21 protein-coding genes and 3 pseudogenes are annotated in these 18012 nt (G+C 37.0%); 21 read left to right on the forward strand and 3 right to left on the reverse strand.

Annotated elements, in window-relative coordinates; translation table 11 throughout:
* Nucleotides 1-450 precede the first annotated feature (450 nt).
* The 3 genes from GLW08_RS16650 to GLW08_RS16660 all read left to right on the forward strand — a co-directional run bounded on the left by GLW08_RS16650 (nt 451) and on the right by GLW08_RS16660 (nt 2695).
* Nucleotides 451-948, forward strand: coding sequence for a divergent PAP2 family protein (locus GLW08_RS16650; protein WP_160849971.1), 498 nt, complete (start codon nt 451-453; stop codon nt 946-948).
* Between the two features lie 213 nt (nt 949-1161).
* Nucleotides 1162-1476 carry a hypothetical protein gene (locus GLW08_RS16655; protein WP_160849785.1) on the forward strand — a complete coding sequence of 105 codons (315 nt, stop codon included), beginning with the start codon at nt 1162-1164 and terminating at the stop codon, nt 1474-1476.
* Between the two features lie 439 nt (nt 1477-1915).
* Nucleotides 1916-2695: a sirohydrochlorin chelatase gene (locus GLW08_RS16660; protein WP_160849786.1), complete on the forward strand. Its 780-nt coding sequence runs from the start codon at nt 1916-1918 to the stop codon at nt 2693-2695.
* A gap of 449 nt (nt 2696-3144) precedes the next feature.
* On the opposite strand, the gene GLW08_RS16665 is transcribed toward GLW08_RS16660, so the two are convergent.
* Nucleotides 3145-3336: a hypothetical protein gene (locus tag GLW08_RS16665; protein ID WP_160849787.1), complete on the reverse strand. Its 192-nt coding sequence runs from the start codon at nt 3334-3336 to the stop codon at nt 3145-3147.
* A gap of 145 nt (nt 3337-3481) precedes the next feature.
* Here GLW08_RS16665 and GLW08_RS16670 point away from each other — a divergent pair, with 145 nt between their 5' ends.
* The 4 genes from GLW08_RS16670 (at nt 3482) to GLW08_RS16685 (ending at nt 6491) form a co-directional block, all read left to right on the forward strand.
* Complete coding sequence (locus GLW08_RS16670) at nt 3482-4060, forward strand: sulfurtransferase TusA family protein (RefSeq protein ID WP_160849788.1); 579 nt, start codon at nt 3482-3484, stop codon at nt 4058-4060.
* Nucleotides 4061-4079: 19 nt separating this feature from the next.
* The gene (locus GLW08_RS16675) at nt 4080-4475 is read left to right on the forward strand and encodes a DsrE/DsrF/DrsH-like family protein (protein ID WP_160849789.1); all 396 of its coding nucleotides are present in this window, start codon (nt 4080-4082) and stop codon (nt 4473-4475) included.
* A 13-nt stretch (nt 4476-4488) separates the two neighbouring features.
* Entirely contained in the window at nt 4489-5622 is a 1134-nt protein-coding gene (locus tag GLW08_RS16680; RefSeq protein WP_160849790.1) for an MBL fold metallo-hydrolase, read from the forward strand.
* 83 nt (nt 5623-5705) lie between these two features.
* The gene (locus GLW08_RS16685; RefSeq protein WP_160849791.1) at nt 5706-6491 is read left to right on the forward strand and encodes a sulfite exporter TauE/SafE family protein; all 786 of its coding nucleotides are present in this window, start codon (nt 5706-5708) and stop codon (nt 6489-6491) included.
* A gap of 65 nt (nt 6492-6556) precedes the next feature.
* On the opposite strand, the gene GLW08_RS21695 is transcribed toward GLW08_RS16685, so the two are convergent.
* On the reverse strand, nt 6557-6727 hold the full coding sequence (locus tag GLW08_RS21695) for a hypothetical protein (RefSeq protein WP_202406215.1): 171 nt from the start codon (nt 6725-6727) through the stop codon (nt 6557-6559).
* A gap of 194 nt (nt 6728-6921) precedes the next feature.
* Here GLW08_RS21695 and GLW08_RS16690 point away from each other — a divergent pair, with 194 nt between their 5' ends.
* Nucleotides 6922-8244, forward strand: coding sequence for a glycosyl hydrolase family 18 protein (locus GLW08_RS16690; RefSeq protein WP_160849792.1), 1323 nt, complete (start codon nt 6922-6924; stop codon nt 8242-8244).
* A gap of 112 nt (nt 8245-8356) precedes the next feature.
* On the opposite strand, the gene GLW08_RS16695 is transcribed toward GLW08_RS16690, so the two are convergent.
* Entirely contained in the window at nt 8357-9178 is an 822-nt protein-coding gene (locus GLW08_RS16695; RefSeq protein WP_160849793.1) for a helix-turn-helix domain-containing protein, read from the reverse strand.
* Between the two features lie 115 nt (nt 9179-9293).
* Here GLW08_RS16695 and GLW08_RS16700 point away from each other — a divergent pair, with 115 nt between their 5' ends.
* The 13 genes and pseudogenes from GLW08_RS16700 to GLW08_RS16755 all read left to right on the forward strand — a co-directional run bounded on the left by GLW08_RS16700 (nt 9294) and on the right by GLW08_RS16755 (nt 17977).
* Nucleotides 9294-10499 carry an MFS transporter gene (locus GLW08_RS16700; protein ID WP_160849794.1) on the forward strand — a complete coding sequence of 402 codons (1206 nt, stop codon included), beginning with the start codon at nt 9294-9296 and terminating at the stop codon, nt 10497-10499.
* A 619-nt stretch (nt 10500-11118) separates the two neighbouring features.
* Nucleotides 11119-11616 (forward strand): GNAT family protein, encoded by a 498-nt coding sequence (locus GLW08_RS16705; RefSeq protein WP_337193956.1) that lies wholly within the window; start codon nt 11119-11121, stop codon nt 11614-11616.
* 210 nt (nt 11617-11826) lie between these two features.
* Complete coding sequence (locus GLW08_RS21975) at nt 11827-12285, forward strand: NUDIX domain-containing protein (protein WP_160849795.1); 459 nt, start codon at nt 11827-11829, stop codon at nt 12283-12285.
* Between the two features lie 20 nt (nt 12286-12305).
* Nucleotides 12306-12995, forward strand: a complete 690-nt coding sequence (locus GLW08_RS16715; protein ID WP_160849796.1) for an alpha/beta fold hydrolase — start codon at nt 12306-12308, stop codon at nt 12993-12995.
* A gap of 65 nt (nt 12996-13060) precedes the next feature.
* Nucleotides 13061-13420, forward strand: coding sequence for a DUF6176 family protein (locus GLW08_RS16720; RefSeq protein WP_160849797.1), 360 nt, complete (start codon nt 13061-13063; stop codon nt 13418-13420).
* 75 nt (nt 13421-13495) lie between these two features.
* The gene (locus GLW08_RS16725) at nt 13496-13840 is read left to right on the forward strand and encodes a hypothetical protein (RefSeq protein ID WP_160849798.1); all 345 of its coding nucleotides are present in this window, start codon (nt 13496-13498) and stop codon (nt 13838-13840) included.
* A 141-nt stretch (nt 13841-13981) separates the two neighbouring features.
* Nucleotides 13982-14599: a M15 family metallopeptidase gene (locus tag GLW08_RS16730; RefSeq protein WP_237458488.1), complete on the forward strand. Its 618-nt coding sequence runs from the start codon at nt 13982-13984 to the stop codon at nt 14597-14599.
* A gap of 547 nt (nt 14600-15146) precedes the next feature.
* Complete coding sequence (locus GLW08_RS16735; protein ID WP_160849799.1) at nt 15147-15686, forward strand: VanZ family protein; 540 nt, start codon at nt 15147-15149, stop codon at nt 15684-15686.
* A gap of 40 nt (nt 15687-15726) precedes the next feature.
* Nucleotides 15727-16279 (forward strand): annotated as a pseudogene (locus tag GLW08_RS16740) (shikimate kinase).
* 28 nt (nt 16280-16307) lie between these two features.
* A pseudogene (locus GLW08_RS21980) lies at nt 16308-16478 on the forward strand (SAM-dependent methyltransferase); the annotation flags it as partial.
* Between the two features lie 61 nt (nt 16479-16539).
* Entirely contained in the window at nt 16540-17073 is a 534-nt protein-coding gene (locus tag GLW08_RS16745) for a DUF4269 domain-containing protein (protein ID WP_160849800.1), read from the forward strand.
* A gap of 43 nt (nt 17074-17116) precedes the next feature.
* Nucleotides 17117-17383: pseudogene (locus GLW08_RS21700) on the forward strand (AAA family ATPase); the annotation flags it as partial.
* Between the two features lie 225 nt (nt 17384-17608).
* On the forward strand, nt 17609-17977 hold the full coding sequence (locus GLW08_RS16755; RefSeq protein ID WP_160849802.1) for a MerR family transcriptional regulator: 369 nt from the start codon (nt 17609-17611) through the stop codon (nt 17975-17977).
* The last annotated feature ends 35 nt before the right edge of the window (nt 17978-18012 follow it).

Genomic DNA, 18012 nt, shown 5'->3' on the forward strand with positions numbered 1-18012 from the left:
GGGATTATGATCAGTTTAGCCGCATGGCAATCAACACAGAACAGTAAATAAGAAAGAGCAACGAATTTTATATCGTTGCTCTTTCTATGTGTTTTTCTTGCTCGATGTTAGCAATGTTTAGAAACTTTATTGTTCTGAAAATTTCACCTCAGCTATTTTCTCTTCAGTTGAAAGATTCATAGCTTCCATTTTATCTTCAGAGAATGTTTAGAGCGTATTGTAATAGACATCATACGCTCTATGCGATAATCCTATTCTGGAAATCGAACGTCTTGTTCAGGTTGGTGAGAGATAACTTTCTTCAAGCTAAAGTCATCTTCTGGCGTTACATGATACACGTAAGACATCATTATATTAAGTATCATTAATAATTATCTGAATAACATTCCTCTCTCTAGGGTATTCAAAAATAATATAGTCTATAGATACCAAAGAGTGGAGGAATCAATGATGCAAAAAATGAATCGAGGTATGGTGACGGCGTTATCTGCAATTGGGATTGCCCAAGGATTAAAAATGCTTACCAATAAAAAGTTGACAGGGAAATGGGACTGGAAGCAAATAGCTACGACAGGCGGTATGCCTAGTTCCCATTCAGCTGGTGTTTCTGCATTGGCAACCTATTTAGCTGCACATAAAGGAAGTCGTCACACAGAAACAGCCCTAGCAGTCGTATTTGGTGTGATAGTGATGTATGATGCGCAAGGTATCCGACGTCATACAGGAGAAATTGCTAAACTAGTCAATGATTTGGAAGATACATTTGCAAAGTTGTCTAATGATTTTCCGAGCTTCGAATTCATAGAAAGGGAAAAGGAATTGAAGGAGTTATTGGGTCACCAACCAACTGAGGTTTTAGGTGGTGCGATGTTTGGAAGTTTATTAGGATTTCTTTCTGCTAAATATGAAAATAGGCAGAGCACAGAGAAACTTTCAGATGAGTCATAGCTTATAGTTTGAAATTAAAATAGTATTCCTAGACGAAATCATCAGATTTCGTCTTTTTCATATGTAAAAAAAGGGGATATAAGTTTTGGGGCTTACGCCTCTAGCTCCATCGCTCAGCGACAAACAAACTTCCTGCTCCTCCTTACAATAAGTCAACATTGAATAGCACCACTCTCCGTGTTTCCTTTATCTCACAGAGTCAGGGGAAGTTCGATGAAAATCGCTGATTCATGCACCAACATGGCACTCCTCCCGCGTGCTGTGGGTAGCAGTTTGTACGTCGCTAAACTGCTGCCGCTTACCCCATTTCCTAAAATGAAAAAAGTGATCCTTTCAATGAATCCGGAACAAGGGCGTGTACTTGACGAGATTGAGTTATATGGAACTATCTTATTTTCTAATCCAGACAGTACAACCATCCTTTTTGACAATTTATGGGGATTGGGGAAGAATATTCGTTATCTGAAAGGGCAGCTTTATGGTACGTCACGAAGAACGGTGAAAGCACTACAAACTCACGGTTTGTGAGCGGACTTCATGGTGCAAGTTCCTGCAGATGACAGGAAACGGTATTAATTGTTGGAGAACGTTCACTAGATGAACAGCAATGGTGATTAGCTCTCCCTTATACTAAATATGAGCTATTTATGACCCATTAGACTTTATTGGATAAATCGTACCTACCGATTTTTTAAAGGGTGATGGAAGATACAAACTTCACATCTATTCCCGTGTAGTAAATCGGTGTCTGTTCTAAAGGATAATCTATAACATGCAGATAAGATCTTGGCCAACCTTCCAGCCCTTTGTTTTGGTGAGAAGACGGCGCACACTGCACATGTTTGTCGAATCCAAGATATTAATATTTTAAAAACCCTAGATGCGGAAGGGGGTTAAGGAATTCTTCATACAGAATGGGTCGCTGATACAAGCATAATGGAGGAAAATTGGAAAGGAGGATAATGATATGAAAGCAATCCTTTATATTGGACACGGTAGTCGTACTCAAGAAGGAAATCTTCAATTCACACATTTTGTCCATAGAACCATGCAGTTCGTAGAAGCACCCATTCAAGAGATTGTCTTTTTAGAAGCCACATGTCCTTCTATTGATGAAGGGATTGAACGTTGTGTAGACCAAGGAGCGACTCAGATTATTTCTATGCCAGTGTTATTGTCATCAGGCATTCACGCAACGGAAGATATTCCAGAACTTTTATTATTAGCACAAAGACGGTATCCCGACGTTTCGTTCACCTATGGAAAGGTGTTAGGTATTGATGAAATAATAATAGATATTTTTATTCGTAACTTAAAGGAGAAAGGATTCGTTGGCAACTGTACTGAGGGCGTCTTGTTAACAACACATGGCAGCCGTTCTGAAAAAGTGGAAGAGGAAATGGAAGAGCTGGTAAACACATTGCAAGAGAAAACAGGCACTGCTATTCTTTACACCTGTTTCCTGAAATACGGAGAGCCTTCATATGAAGATGCACTTCTCTCCATGCTACAGCAACCTTTTCAAATGGTCTATGTTTTGCCCCATTTCTTGTTCACAGGAGAATTAGTTAGTGATGTAAGTGATTTGGTCACGTATTACCAAAAAACCATTGAATCACCGAATCTCGTTCTGTGTAATGCGGTTGGATTTGAAGAAGGCGTAGTCAAGTTGTTAGCAAAACGTGTGGAGGAAGCAAAGGGTTGCAATAATGACAATTCTTTATCAAGTGATACTGAATCTGCATAGTCAATATGTAATAGTTCATGGAGAAGGATAAGTAGACGAATGAAGATTCAACTGCCTTCTACCTGATACCTGTGATTGCAAATTCTGTGACAACAGAACCCCAGTCCCGTTTATCAAAAGGTAGGAGTTAATCAGGAAGTAGCAAGTGTTGTTCGAATGTATAGGTTGCACAATTGTAAATGATCTAAAACGATAATAATGATAGCGAGAAGAAAAAGGATTTCCAGAGTTGGAGATCCTTTTTCTTGTTTTCAGGATATTTGTTCATGACCATTTAGAAAGTTATTGAAAACAAAGATGTTGAGATTTGTAACCTGCTTTCATGGGATTACAACCATCAAAATATGGATTTAATAAAAGCTGTTAGCGACGTTATTCCCAAGGAGATGTACACACTGTTTACATTTAGTGGTGCTTTTAATGAAATAGCAGATCACTTACAAAAGAAATTAGCTCAACTCGACCATGAGCATAACTACCCCATGCTTCATACCGGTCTCGGAACCACTACCCTTGTTGCCATAGTGGTCAATAAAGTCTTCCACCGTAGTGGTATCATTTTGAACCAATTCTTGAATATAATCATCCTCTAATTTGTTCAAAATATCGTCCATATTGTCATAAGAAATACGGTGCTCCATTGTACAAATCCATCCTAAATAAAGTGTTTCACTAATATATTTAAACACGTCAGTTGATAATACCTAAGTAAATAGAAGTAACTTACTCTTATAATCTCTTCTAAATAGGGGAAGTTATAAAGGAGTTTTTGAAAGGGGTATTTATATGGACATAACTGCAAACGAAGTGTTGGATGCTCAGGGACTAGCTTGTCCAATGCCAATTGTTAAAACGAAAAAAGCCATTACCAACTTGGAGCCAGGTCAAGTTATTGAAATTCAGGCTACAGATAAAGGCTCTACTGCTGACCTGAAAGCATGGGCAGATGGTTCAGGTCACCATTATTTAGGTACGGTCGAAGTGGGCGAGGTATTAAAGCATTATATCCGAAAAGCAGATGAAAAGGAAGAAACAGAAGAAACGAAATATGAGGATGTAATTAACCTGGAAGAGCTACGTAATAAAATTGATGGAAATGAAAAGATTTCAATTATTGATGTGAGAGAGCCAGCAGAGTATGCTTTCGGTTCGATTCCAGGAGCGAAGAATATCCCGCTGGGAGAATTAGAAAAGCGTTTTGAAGATTTAAACAAAGATGAAGAACACCATATCATTTGCAGGACTGGCAATCGAAGTGACTTGGCAGCGAAAAAGCTTGCGGAACAAGGGTTTACTTCAGTGAAAAACGTGGTCCCTGGTATGGAACAATGGGATGGACCTACTGAAAAGAACGAAACAAACTAACATCTAGGAGGAAGAAAGAATGGCGAAAAAAGTAGCGATTATTGCAGCAAATGGAAGTTTATTCGATGCTTATAAAGTATTTAATGTAGCGACAGCCGCTGCAGCATCTGATGCAGAAGTGGGAATCTTTTTTACATTTGAGGGGCTGAATCTGATCCATAAAGAAGGTCATAAAAATCTCCCTCTTCCAGAAGGAAAAGAACATTTTCAAGAAGGTTTTAAACGCGCTAACGTACCACCAATTGAAGAACTTCTTAGTATGGCGAATGAATTAAATGTAAAGCTAATAGCATGTCAAATGACGATGGACGTAATGAGTCTCGAGAAAGATGCATTTGTAGAAGGAATTGAAGTAGCGGGAGCAGCTACTTTTATTGATTATGGTATGGATGCGAATATTACGCTAACGTTCTAAGGAGGAAAGCGAAATGGCAGTTAAATCGATAACAAATGAGGAGCTTGCCAAAAGGGTCTTCTCAAACGAAGAAACATTTATTCTGGATGTGCGAAATACAGATGAATTTGATGATTGGAAGATTGAAGGAAAGAATATTCATGTAATCAATGAACCTTACTTCAACTTAATGGAGGGTATTGATCCTGTAATGGACCAGCTTCCAAAAGATAAAGATATCATTACTGTTTGTGCCAAAGGTGGTTCTTCACAAATGGTAGCAGAGCAAGTCATGGAAGCAGGATTTACAGATGTGTTTTCGCTTGAAGAAGGGATGAAGGGATGGAGTGAACACTTAGAGCCTGTAAAGATTGGGGATTTAAAGGGAGGAGGTTCTCTTTATCAATTTGTTCGCATTGGAAAAGGCTGCTTATCCTATTTCGTTGAATCTGATGGAGAGGCCGCAATTATTGATACCAATCGAATGACTCATTTCTATGAGAACTTCGCTAAAGAAAAAAATACTACCATTAAGTACCTTATCGATACACACCTTCATGCAGATCATATTTCTGGAGGGAAAAAGCTGGCTGAGCAAGTGAATGGAACCTACTACTTACCGCCAAAAGATGCAGAGGAAGTTACGTTTGAATACACCTCTCTTGAAGAAGGGCAAGATATTGCAGTAGGGAAGACAAATATAAAAGTACAACCAATGTATTCACCAGGACACACCATTGGTAGTACCTCAATGATCGTTGATGATACGTATCTTATGACTGGGGACATCTTATTTATTGAATCGATTGGCCGCCCTGATTTAGCAGGGAAAGCTGATGATTGGGTAGGAGATCTTCGCGAAACTCTTTATTCACGTTACAAAAAGCTTTCTGAAGATTTAGTGGTTCTTCCTGCTCACTATTCCTTTGTCAAAGAAATGGGTGAAGGTGGAGAAATATCAGGTAATCTTGGAGAACTGTATAAGAAGAACAAAGGTTTGCAAATTCAAGATGAAGATGAATTTAGAAGAATGGTTACAGAAAATCTTCCACCACAACCAAATGCATATGAAGATATTCGTAAAACCAATATGGGCAAAATAAATCCAGATGAAGAAAAGCAAAGAGAGATGGAAGTTGGACCTAACCGCTGTGCAGTTCATGAATAAGATTAAATTGGTATTTAATAAAAATGGACAAGAAGGGTGCCTACCTGTTAGGTGCCCCTTTCCATTAGAAAGGGGTGGAGCAATTGGATTATAGTATTTTCTTTTTTGTTGTTATTTTTCTTATTGGTTTTGTAGGTTCGTTTGTTTCTGGCATGGTCGGTATTGGTGGCTCGATTATAAAGTACCCCATGCTATTATATATTCCACCATTATTTGGACTGGCTGCATTTACTGCGCATGAAGTCTCTGGGATTAGTGCTGTTCAGGTATTGTTTGCAACTATTGGTGGGGTATGGGCCTATCGTAAAGGTGGATACTTAAACAAAACGTTAATTATCTATATGGGTGTAAGCATTCTCATTGGGAGTTTCATTGGAGGATATGGATCAGAATTTATGACAGAGAATCTAATTAATATCGTCTATGGAATTCTAGCTGTACTTGCTGCAGTTATGATGGTTATCCCAAAAGATGATATTGATGAAATTCCCTTAGATGAGGTTACTTTTAATAAATGGTTGGCAGCTGGTCTTGCCTTAGTAGTAGGGATTGGAGCAGGGATTGTTGGAGCGGCTGGAGCATTTATACTGGTACCAATTATGCTTTTGATTCTAAAAATACCTACAAGAATGACAATAGCCAGTTCATTAGCGATTACATTTATTTCTTCTATTGGGGCTACAACTGGGAAAGTGCTAACTGGCCAAGTTTTATATTTACCGGCCACGATTATGATTATTGCTAGTTTGCTCGCGTCCCCTCTTGGGGCCAACGCTGGGAAAAAAGTAAATACCAAAATTCTTCAAGGTATTCTGGCAATCTTAATTTTAGGTACAGCTGTGAAAATATGGTTTGATATTCTGAGTTAATATAATATATGGAGGATGTCCTGGTGGAGGGCATCCTTTTTTATTAATTTCGGTTCTTAAAAAGATTACTTTTTCGTAACCACATATCCTTCTAAGGAAGGGTGATATTCCTTTTCATAATGGTTATTGGGGCAAGACTTTACTACTTTTGCTGTAGCGAAATCGGATTTATTTGACACTAATGTTTTTTCACAAGTGGGGCAAGCCTCTATAAAAAGAGATTTGAGGACGCTCATCCAATCACTCCTTTAATCATATATATGCTTATGCGTTTACTTGGTATTATACTATGTTTTGAATAATTGTAAATGGTAAAAAGCGGAAAGATACGGATGAGATTCTCATTTTTGCAACTTTGAAACATTCTACATATATTTTGTGAGGAAAGAGATAATAAGGTTACTTACTTAAAACGTTTAGGAGTGTAAAAATGATAAAAGCAAAGTTCTTGTTTTTCTTCATAATCTGCATGCTTTTGTTCCCCACTATAAGTAGTGCTAGTGTTATACATGTCATTCATAATGGGGAAAGCTTGTGGTCGATATCAAAAGAATATGGAACTTCATCAGAAGTAATCACAAAGATAAATGGGTTAGAGAATCAAGAGAAAATTATTCCTGGTCAATCATTAGTTCTCCCTGGAAAGAAATATATTGTTCAACCCGGCGAAAGTTTATGGGAAATTGCGAAACGTCATGCCGTTTCATTAGGTGAGGTCAAATCCTTAAATGGCTTACAAACGAATGTAGTTCAACCAGGTCAGGAATTAACGATTCCTACCAATTCTAAAGAAGATACATTCATTGGTGCATTTTTCATACCAAAAGACGAGCAATCGAACAAATATTTATTAGGTAAATACCAAAATATTCTTACCAGTGTGGGATTTTTTGAATATCATCCTGATGAACAAGGTAACCTCAGTACGTTACATGGAGAAAGTGCAATAACCACTGTATGGAATAAGGGGATGATTCCTTATGCTACGGTGACTAATTTAAGCTCTAAAGGGTTTGATGATCAGTTAGCTCATAAGGTTATTGGTAATCAAACGGTTAGAAAACAATTAATAAACAATATCTTTTCTGTACTCCATAAAAATGAATTAAAAGGAGTGATTATTGATTTTGAAGGTCTTCAAACCAAGGACCGTCAACACTTTAATACATTTATTAAAGAATTGGCCGCAAAGCTTCATCCAGTAGATATGAAAATCTCAATTGCTTTACCACCTATGCAAGGAGATCGTTATCCTGCCTATCATGCTGCTTATGATTATAAAACGCTTGGTACTTATGCTGATTCCTTGTTTTTAATGACGTATGATTGGCACTGGGCTGGGGGACCTGCTGGACCCATTGCTCCGATTGGTGAAATAAAGGAAACGGTAGAGTATGCGATATCTGTTGTGCCTAAATCAAAAATTGTTCTAGGTGTGCCAATGTATGCGTATGATTGGACCCTTCATGAGAATAGTGAAAATGCACGTGCTTATTCGCAGCAACATGCAATCAATGTAGCAGTGAAGCATGGTTCTGTTATTCATTATAATAATGAGACCGACCAGCCTTACTTTATGTATAAAGATGCAAATGGTGTTCAGCATGAAGTGTGGTTCGAAGATGCACGTTCCATCTTAGCGAAATATCGATTGATAAAGAAATATGATATAGCTGGCATGGGCGGCTGGAAATTGGGGCTTTCTTTCCCACAGGCAGAGCACTTATTAAAAGAAGAATTTCTAATCAAATAATGGCGATTACCATAAAAAATTCCTAACCACATAAACGTGGTTAGGAATTTTTTGAGGTGCATGAGGACAAGACCTTTATCTCTGTCTAGTTAGCTAACCGTTATAAAAATTATTAAAAACGATGTTCTTTTACATACTGACTGGGAGTTTGTTGATAAAAGTTTTTAAAAGTACGATTAAATGTACTGATAGAACGGTAACCTACTTCGAATGCTGCTTGAGTGATGTCGTATCTGGATTGAAGTAGCAATGATACAACTTTTTTTAATCGGATTTGATGCAGATAGTTCACTGGGGTTACACCCATATGTTTCGTAAATGTGCGATGGAGATGATATTTACTCATATTCATGTGCATGGCCATAACTTCTAATGAAAGTTGATCATGGTATTGGTCATGTATGAATTCTATTAACAAATTTACGATATAAGGTTCGTTAGTGTGATTTAGTTGTGGATTACGATGCCATCCTTGTGAATGCGATCCCATAGTGTAATCTAATATGGCTGAAGTGAACTCTTCTTCTAATGTCATTGCTTCTTCAACACCTTGGAAAGAAGCGGATTGAATGATTGATTTTGCTTTGTTAACTAGGTTAGTTGACACATGTTGTATTGGGGAGAAGTCAATGGAGTGAAGTTTATCTCCTGTTTTAGTTTCATACACGTTTTTTACGATTTCTTCATTGAAACTTATTAACATGATCCTTTTCTGATCTTGATAAGCCTCATGCTGGTGTATGTCTCCAGGAGGTACTAGTAAAGATTGGTCGCTCTCCAATTTCTGTTCCTTATGATTATGATAGGTTAGCAAGTTTCCAGACATAGGAACGCTCAGTTGAAAATGATCATGGGTATGAGTCTCATCTGCTTCTCCTGTTTGGAGGTCGAAAAGTAATACTCCGGTGTGTTCGAGATCTAACTTCATTTCCATACTTCACACCTCCTTTAGCAAGATTTACTTAATAGTGAGCAAGATATAATGAGTTCTAGTATCCATTCTTATGTAAACTGTTCTTACCAGATATAAGAACAGGAGGGATTTTTTAATGATTGGTTATCTTAAAAACTTCCATCGCATTGTTTGGATACAAGTCGGAGGTCATGCTATTACCTCTTTTGTCTCCATTATTTTATTACCTTTTTTAACGTTATATATGTATGAACAATTTGGTGAGAATATAATGATAGTTACACTAGTCATCGGTATTCAGCCATTTACCGAAATTTTATTTACCTTCCTTTTAGGTGGATGGATTGATCGTATTGGAAGAAGACCCATTATGCTAGGATCGCTGGCTTTTCAAATTATCGCTATAGGAGGCTTTGCATTTGCAACGCATACATGGTTATATGTGTTATTTTCCTTCTTAAATGGGATCGGGCGGTTTGTTTACATTCCTGCAGCAAGAGCCCAAATCGCTGACATTATCCCAGCATCAAAGCAAGCAGAAACGTTCGCTATATTAAGTACAGCTTCGAGTATAGGAGCATTAGGAGGACCTATAGTCGGAGCGGTGTTGTTCCAATTTAATCAGGAGTTCCTTTTTCTTATGATGGCAAGTTTGATACTGGTGTACTTACTAATTGCCATTGCATTTTTACCAGAATCCATTCCAACTACGATGGAAAAAACTAGAGATTATAAAGTCAAGTTGAAGAATAACAAATTGCTCGTTTGGTTCGCAGTTGGTATGCTCCCACTTAGCTTTTTTCATGCCCAAATGGAAACCAATTGGCCAGTGTACTTAAAAGAGAATCTCGTCAACTATTTATTTGTGTTTTCCTTACTTGAGACGATTGGAACTATCGTCTTTATCCTATTTGAAGTCTACCTCATTAACCGTACAGCTGGATTCTCGTCAGCCTTTATGGTTCAAGTTGGTTATGGACTCTATGCTGTTGCGGCTATTGGCTTTGGAGTGTTTCACAATATTGTAGGCTTAATTGTATCACAAGTACTATTCTGTATGGGGTCAATTATGGTCCTTAATCATATGCAAAGTCTTGTGAGCAACATAGCACCTGTGAATCATAAAGGGAGATATTTTGCATTATTCGGTCTGCACTGGGATATCTCAAGATCTGTAGGACCATTATTAGGCAGTGGAATACTATCAGCCTTAGGAGGCAGAAATTTATTTTTTGTTGTATTATTGCTGGTCGTATTAGGGTTTTTTAGCCAAACGAGAGCATTTACATCTATAAGTGAAAAGCAATCTATTTTACTTGAAAAATCTTCTAAGTCTACGTAACATATATGCAAATAAAGGTGGTTATATGGAGTTTATTTTTATTAGAATTAACCATATACGCCAATATCTCCCTATTACAAAGGAAGATGTTGTTGTTGCTAGCCCGACTACACGTACATTACAAACCGCATCCATACTAAGTGAGGGTGTACCCTGTAAAAAAGTTGTCCATCCCTCAGTTGCTCCTAGGATGTTTCCACAAAAACCTGAAGGGAGAACACTTCCGTGTGATATGTTGAAATCTCCTGAGCACATCAAGAATGAGTTTCCAGACTTTAAGTTGATATCAGATGAATCAAGCAAGTAGTGGCGGAAAGGGATAAATACTTTAACTGAAAAGGAATTTAGAGAATTAGCCGAGAATTTCCTAGAATGGTGTAAACAACAAACGCAACAAAGAATTTATATCGTATCACACGATGGAACGATTACATCCTATAGACAATTACTTACGAACCAGCCATTGACACGAAATGATTTTCTGAGGGATGGAGGATGGATGTGTGTCACTGGATGATGAGAAACACATTAGCAAATGAAAGAAGAGAGGTTATGGAGATGAATCCTATATTAAAAAGACATCCCAACGGAACTTGAAACAGATCGGTTACAGTTACGCATGCCCTACCCGGGTGATGGGCAAGTTGTAAACGGGGCTATTCGAGCATCGCTGCAAGAATTGCAACCATGGATGGGGTTTGCAAGTCCTATTCCATCGGTGGAGGATACAGAGATAAATAATAGAGAAGCGCATATTAAGTTTTTGAAGCGTGAACATTTGCGATATTTAGTATTTCTAAAAGAAACTGGAGAATTCGTAGCTTCTACAGGTTTTCGTCATATAGACTGGAACGTTCCACTAGAAATAGGCTACTGGATTAATACCCAAATGAGTGGTAATGGCTACGTAACAGAAGCAATTGAAAAGCTAACTGAATTTGCTCTTGATGAACTTTGTTGCAGAAGAGTGGCCATTCTTTGTGACTATGAAAATAAGAAAATTCGAGCTGTTCCTGAAAGGTTAGGCTACACACTAGAAGGAGTATTAAGAAATGATGACCTCTCTGTAGATGGGACAACTTTATCGGATACTTGTGTGTATGCAAAAGTGAAGTAACAAGCGATGGGGAAAGATGTAATGGTAGGTAGAAAAAATAGGTTGCATACAAAAGCCTAACAGGGCGAAGTTTTTACAATGGAACATGAACCACAATGGTTGCGATGGTAACTCTTGTGTGTTTGTTTTTTAGAGAGCAAACGGAATAAATGGCAACAGGTTTTCGCTAACTTTAGTACAATAAAATATCTTTTTAAAGGAAGTGAGTCAGTGAACGACATAAAAGAATTACGAAAGTTAGTAGGAACTAGACCATTACAGCTAGGTGCTGCTGGAGTATTGGTGCTAAATGAGAAGAAAGAAATCTTATTAATGAAGCGAATGGAAGATAAGCACTGGTGTATACCTGGTGGGATTGTTGAAATGGGAGAACGTGTTGAAGAAACGGCCATGAGGGAAGTCTATGAGGAAACGAAACTTCATATTCATGATATGGAATTTTTTAAGGTTTATTCAGGTGAGCAACAACATCATATATACCCAAATGGAGATGAGGTTTACTTTGTTAATGTAGTATTTATTTCCTCTTCTTATACGGGAAGCCCATTGGCTGATGAAGTGGAAAGTGAACAAGTGGGGTTTTTTGATCTTGCTCAACTTCCTGAGCCCATTTTGCCAACAAATAAGGGATTTTTTGAGGATTTACGTCATGCAATATCTAAAGAATAGTTAAACATGGAGGAAGAGAAATGACTGAAAAATTATATATGCTACATGGTTTCATGGGTACAGGTGATCTGCATTTTTCTGATCAAGTAGAATACTTTAACCAAACATATAATGTAGAAGCAATAGATTTACCTGGGCATGGAACAAATGTTCATCACCATCTATCAAATAAAGAGTATTTTGAGTATGTGGTGGAATGGTTTATGGAGTATATCAAAACGCATGGTTCTGGATTTATAATGGGGTTATCATTAGGAGCATCGATTGCCATTCATACTGCTTTACGACAACCAACTTTAGTGAAAGGGATTATTCTAACAGGCTATTCTCCATATATATCGGAGTCACTTGAGGAAGTCATGAATAAACAGTATGAATACTTTATGAATATAAAAGAGCATGACAGGGAAATAGCATCCTATTTTGAGGAAACTCATGGGAATCAGTGGTTTACTACATTAGAACGTGTCTTACATACGATGACCTATCACTATCCATCTGTTACAGAGGAGAAGATAAAATCTTTATCAGTACCAACCTTATTATTAAATGGTAGTAACGAGCAGCATGAAATTTATGCAACTTCCTATATGCATAAGTGCAATCCAGAGATTGAGGTAGGTTTATTACCAGGTGCAGGTCACACTGCAAATATGGATAAGCCTCCGCTATACAATCAAATGGTGAAGGCATTTATTGAGGCTATCTAACTGTGCGTGGTGTATATATTTTAAGTGTTTATAACATGGAGTAATGGAATAAGGGTGGAATGGTTATGAAGGTTGAACTTGAACTTACTAGGGTTAAAGTGAAAGAGGGGAAATCATATAAAGTTGATGAGTGGATGAAACTACTGCACAATCGGATGGATGAAGTTCTTCTTACACTTGGAAATGAAAAAATGTTTGTAGAGACTATTTTTCGCGAGGTGGTGAACGGAGACGAATTCTTGTATTGGTACTCTGTTCAAGGTGAAGGTGGAACTTATGTGGAAGACTCTCACCATGATATTGATCGACTGCATTTAGAGTATTGGGAGGAATGTATAGATTCTAGCTATGAACCTATGGATATGAAGACGGAAGTGGTAATGATTCAGGAGAATATAAGGAACGTTATTAGAGAAGATTCGTAAATCAATATCTACGTCTCTTTTTGAATAGAAACATAGAGGTTGTGGAGGAATTTTGATGAGAATATGATGTATGCCATGGATCACAAAAAGTCCATTTTGACGCATATGGTAGAGATTAAGAACCAATTGGATAGAGGAGAACTATCAGAGCCAGATTTGGTAAATAGGGAAGACACGTTGGTTATCTTTACCCATTCCTCAATGATTGAAGGCAGGGTGATTCTTTTCCAAAACAATGAAACGAATACTTTTTTGGAATATGGATTAGAAGCCTTGGAAGAAGAAATAGAACAGCTCCCTGATGACATGAATGCTTTAAATATAGCAGCTCCTATTCATATAATAGATGCTCAAATAACACCACTTTCAAACCCGGAAATACTGACGGTACTAAGTGAGATGGTGTTGTATTCAGATTAAGTGGTTGGTATGGGGATGAATAAATAGAAGAGGTAACTCTGTTTAACTGAGTGTGCTGAATACCATTCAAATTGATTTTTATATATCTAGTCATATGATAATCTATATTTACTAGAATATTTATTTGAAAGGGTCTACACCTTGAGAATACTGTCAAATCTATTAGCATTACTCTTATTTATTGTAGGAGCTGTCGTTATTTTTATGGTCTTGCTCCCTGAAATAGATACGAACTCATCATCATCATTTACTATTATTAATGATGAAGAAGAGGTGAAGGAAGATGTTCCTCTACCTACAAAGCTTCATCCTGAAGTAGAGAAGGCAAAAGAAAAATTAAAACAATTAGCTGAAGAACAAGGAATCGATATTGTCATTACAGACGGAATTCGAACAAAAAAAGAGCAAAACAAACTTTATGCCCAAGGACGTTCTGACAAAGGAGACATTGTCACTCATGCACGTGGAGGAGAATCCTATCACAACTATGGATTGGCAATTGACTATGCCTTAAAGCTGGATAATGGGGAAGTGATCTGGGACATTGAACATGATGGGAACGGCAATGGAAAAGCTGATTGGATGGAAGTAGCTCGTATAGCAAAGGATTTAGGATTTGAATGGGGTGGAGATTGGCCTTCATTTAAGGACTATCCCCATTTACAAATGGACTTTGGATTGTCTATACGAGAGCTAAGAAGAGGAGAAAGACCAAGTGAACAAACTTACGCCGATGAACAGGCAGAAGATATGGGATAAAGAATTAGTTCACTTTGTATTAAGAAGTTTTTATCATACAGGGCTCATCCTAAAGGGTGAGTCCTATTTTTTTAAAAAAGTATCTACGTCCTCGTGGGCAGCAGTTTGTACGTCACTAACCGCGTAGCTATGCAAAATATAAAGAAGGAAAAAACATATGGTTAAAACAATAATGCGAATGAAGGTGAAAACATTCAAATTCGTGAACCCCAAAGTAATGACATAATTGCCCAGTTAAATAAGTCTGTTCATCATTTCAAAACATGTTTCTTTTGTTGAGTTGGATTATTGGTGTGATAATAAAGAAGCGAAACAGTTCTATGAACGGCAAGGGTATCACGTATATCGTGAAGTTGCACACAAAAACATATATGTGTGGGGTCATCCTTATAATAGGGTGATTTTTTTGTATTTTATTAGTACACCTAAGCATAGCCATTTTTAAGGGTTGGTTAATTGCTACGACTTTTTTATACCTTTACGTCATTCTTTTGTTCTGGTATATTTTGGTTTATATTTCTGAACTTAAAATAAGAGGTGAAACGTTATGAGAATTAACTTTTTACTACCAGGGATTTTGATTACATTGGTATGGATTTTAGTGAAGCTCATTCAATTTTTTAGAAAAAGTAGAGAGATCAGCTACAAAGATGCATGTGTAGATACGTTGTTTTTTGCAAGTATCTTGTTCATTATATCTAAAACAATGTTCCCTTTAGATATTGGAAGTATGACCAGCATCTCTCCCTCTCCCAATATTAATCTAGTTCCTTTTGCCACCATCCAACAGCAATTATCTCATTCCTATTACCTTGTGCCATTACGAAATATTGGTGGCAATATACTATTATTTATTCCATTAGGTTTCATTGTTTCATTAAAATACCAGTGGTTATCCTCCTTAGGTAAGGTAATTCTTTTCGGAGTAGGTTTATCTCTTATAATCGAGACGATTCAGATACCTCTTAATATGCGTTCTTTCGATGTTGATGATCTTTTATTAAATGGAGTGGGAACGATTGTTGGATATGGACTACAAAAACTATTCAGAGTCGAGAAATTCTATTACCGTACTCTATCTAACTAAAAATGTACTAATCTATCCTGAGAATGAGGGGGAATATATCATGAAATTTGTACTTATCTTTGGTCCTCAGGCAGTAGATGTCAGTTGGACAAGAATTAGAAAAATTAACGGATCTTAAATTGTTTCATAATCATATGACGATTGATTTGCTTCATTCCTTTTTCGGGTTTGAAGAAGAGACATGGAGACTTTCTGACTTGTTCCGCCGAGAAATTTTTACGTCCGTAGCAAACAGTGATATATATGGGCTAATCTTCACGTATGTTTGGGCATTCGATCAACAAGCTGATTGGGATTTTGTAACGAGTGTCAATGAAACGTTTGAGTTAAGAGGTGGAACGGTGTACTTTGTTGAATTAGAAGCGGAGCTAGATGAACGGTTAATCCGTAACAAGCACCCACATCGCCTGGAACATAAACCGACGAAACGAAATATTGAACAATCAGAGTATAATTTAAAAACAACTATGCAAGAACACCGGCTGAATTCTAATCCTGATGAAATCAAAAAGGAACAATATGTAAGGATAGACAATACCAACCTATCTTCAAATGAAGTAGCTAAAAAGATACAAGATACTTTTCAGTTATAAGATATTTAATGTAGGAGGTATATAAATTGATATAGGTGCATTGGATTTCTATTTAAAAGCCATTCCATGGCAAATCCCTGACTTTTTAGTTTAGAACTATAAGGATGAATTATATGCTATACATAAAACGATTTTGTCAGAAGGATATGTTGATGTGAATCAATATCGGTTTGTGATTAAAGCAACAGTAGAATCATGATAAGTGGTGAGAGGTTAGGCTTATATGGGTTATCTTTTTAACGATAGGGGACTAGGTACTGATGTACTTTGATTCTTTGAAAAAGTTACAAATTGGGAATGAGAAACAAAAGAAAGCTTATGAAGCAATTCGTAAGTTGGGGATAGTCCGTGATTTGTCTGCTTTTCATCCAATTATTTGTGGAACGATTCCAATCGGGATTGATGTAGAAGCTTCTGACCTTGATATTGTTTGTGAAGTTGAGGATTTTGATCTTTTTGAACAAATGGTTGTACATCTCTATAAGAAGAGGAAGGGTTTTAGAGTCAAGCGACTTACTGTAAAGGGGATTGATTCCGTTAAAGTGAACTTCTTTTGGGAAGGCTTGGAGTTTGAATTATTTGGTCAATCTGTCCCCTCATACCTCCAGCCTGCCTTTCAACATATGGTCATTGAACACTATATTATGGGGAAAACCCCTCATATTCGTGCACAAGTGATCAATCTGAAAACCAAGGGATACAAAACGGAGCCAGCTTTTTGTAAGGTATTAGAGCTGGAAGGGGACCCATATGAAGCATTGCTCCAATATGGAAAGAAAGAAGGTATAGTGTAGGATATAGTAGTTATCTTATTTCAGTGGTAGGGGTGCAAAGGAGATGAAATTAACTCAAGATACACGTTATGTGAAGACATTAAATCTTAAACATGAAAAGATTATGTCGTTTCATCATTTTCCATTAAATCTTCCTGTTACTCAAAAGTTTTAAGAAGTGGTATTTCACCCGAATGTTACATATATCATTGGTGAAAATGGGATGGGAAAATCTACGCTATTAGAAGGTATTGCAATTCTGCTAGGTTTTAATCCTGAAGGAGGGACTAGGAACTTCCATTTTTCTAATTATGATTCTCATTCAGATTTAGATAGGCGAATGCCAGGGCTGTTTCGTATCCTATTCCTGAACTTGCTCCAGTAATGACCGTGTACTTCATGTGAATTCCTCCAAATGATTTATTGTATGTTACGCTTAAATCATAAAGGTTAAAGTTTACTTTAAGGCAAATTTTTTGTTCTTAATATGTAATTGGATATGTTAACTGACAAAAATGCTAGTCGAAACTAATAGTACAAAACGAGGGGAGATAAGATGTATAGTATCAGTGAAGTAGCTGAACAACTGGATATAAAGCCACACACATTACGGTATTATGAAAGAGAAGGAATTATCGAACCGGATCGAAACAAAAATGGAATTCGCTATTTTACGGAAGCCCATGTCAATTGGCTTAACTTTGTAAAAAAACTTCGTGAAACTCAAATGCCCATTACTCAAATAAAGGAATATGCTACTTTATATTTAGAAGGAGAACATACTTCCTTACAACGTCTTCAATTATTAGAGAACCATCAACGTTCCATTCAAGAACAAATTCATAATCTGAAAACGACAGATGAAATGCTAGAACGGAAAATTTCCTTATATAAAGAGCATTTGCGCACAAAGGAACCAAAATGATTCTAGTTGTCATAACATACATGATAGATTTTTAG

The sequence above is a fragment of the Pontibacillus yanchengensis genome (genome assembly GCF_009856295.1).
Taxonomy (GTDB): domain Bacteria; phylum Bacillota; class Bacilli; order Bacillales; family BH030062; genus Pontibacillus; species Pontibacillus yanchengensis_A.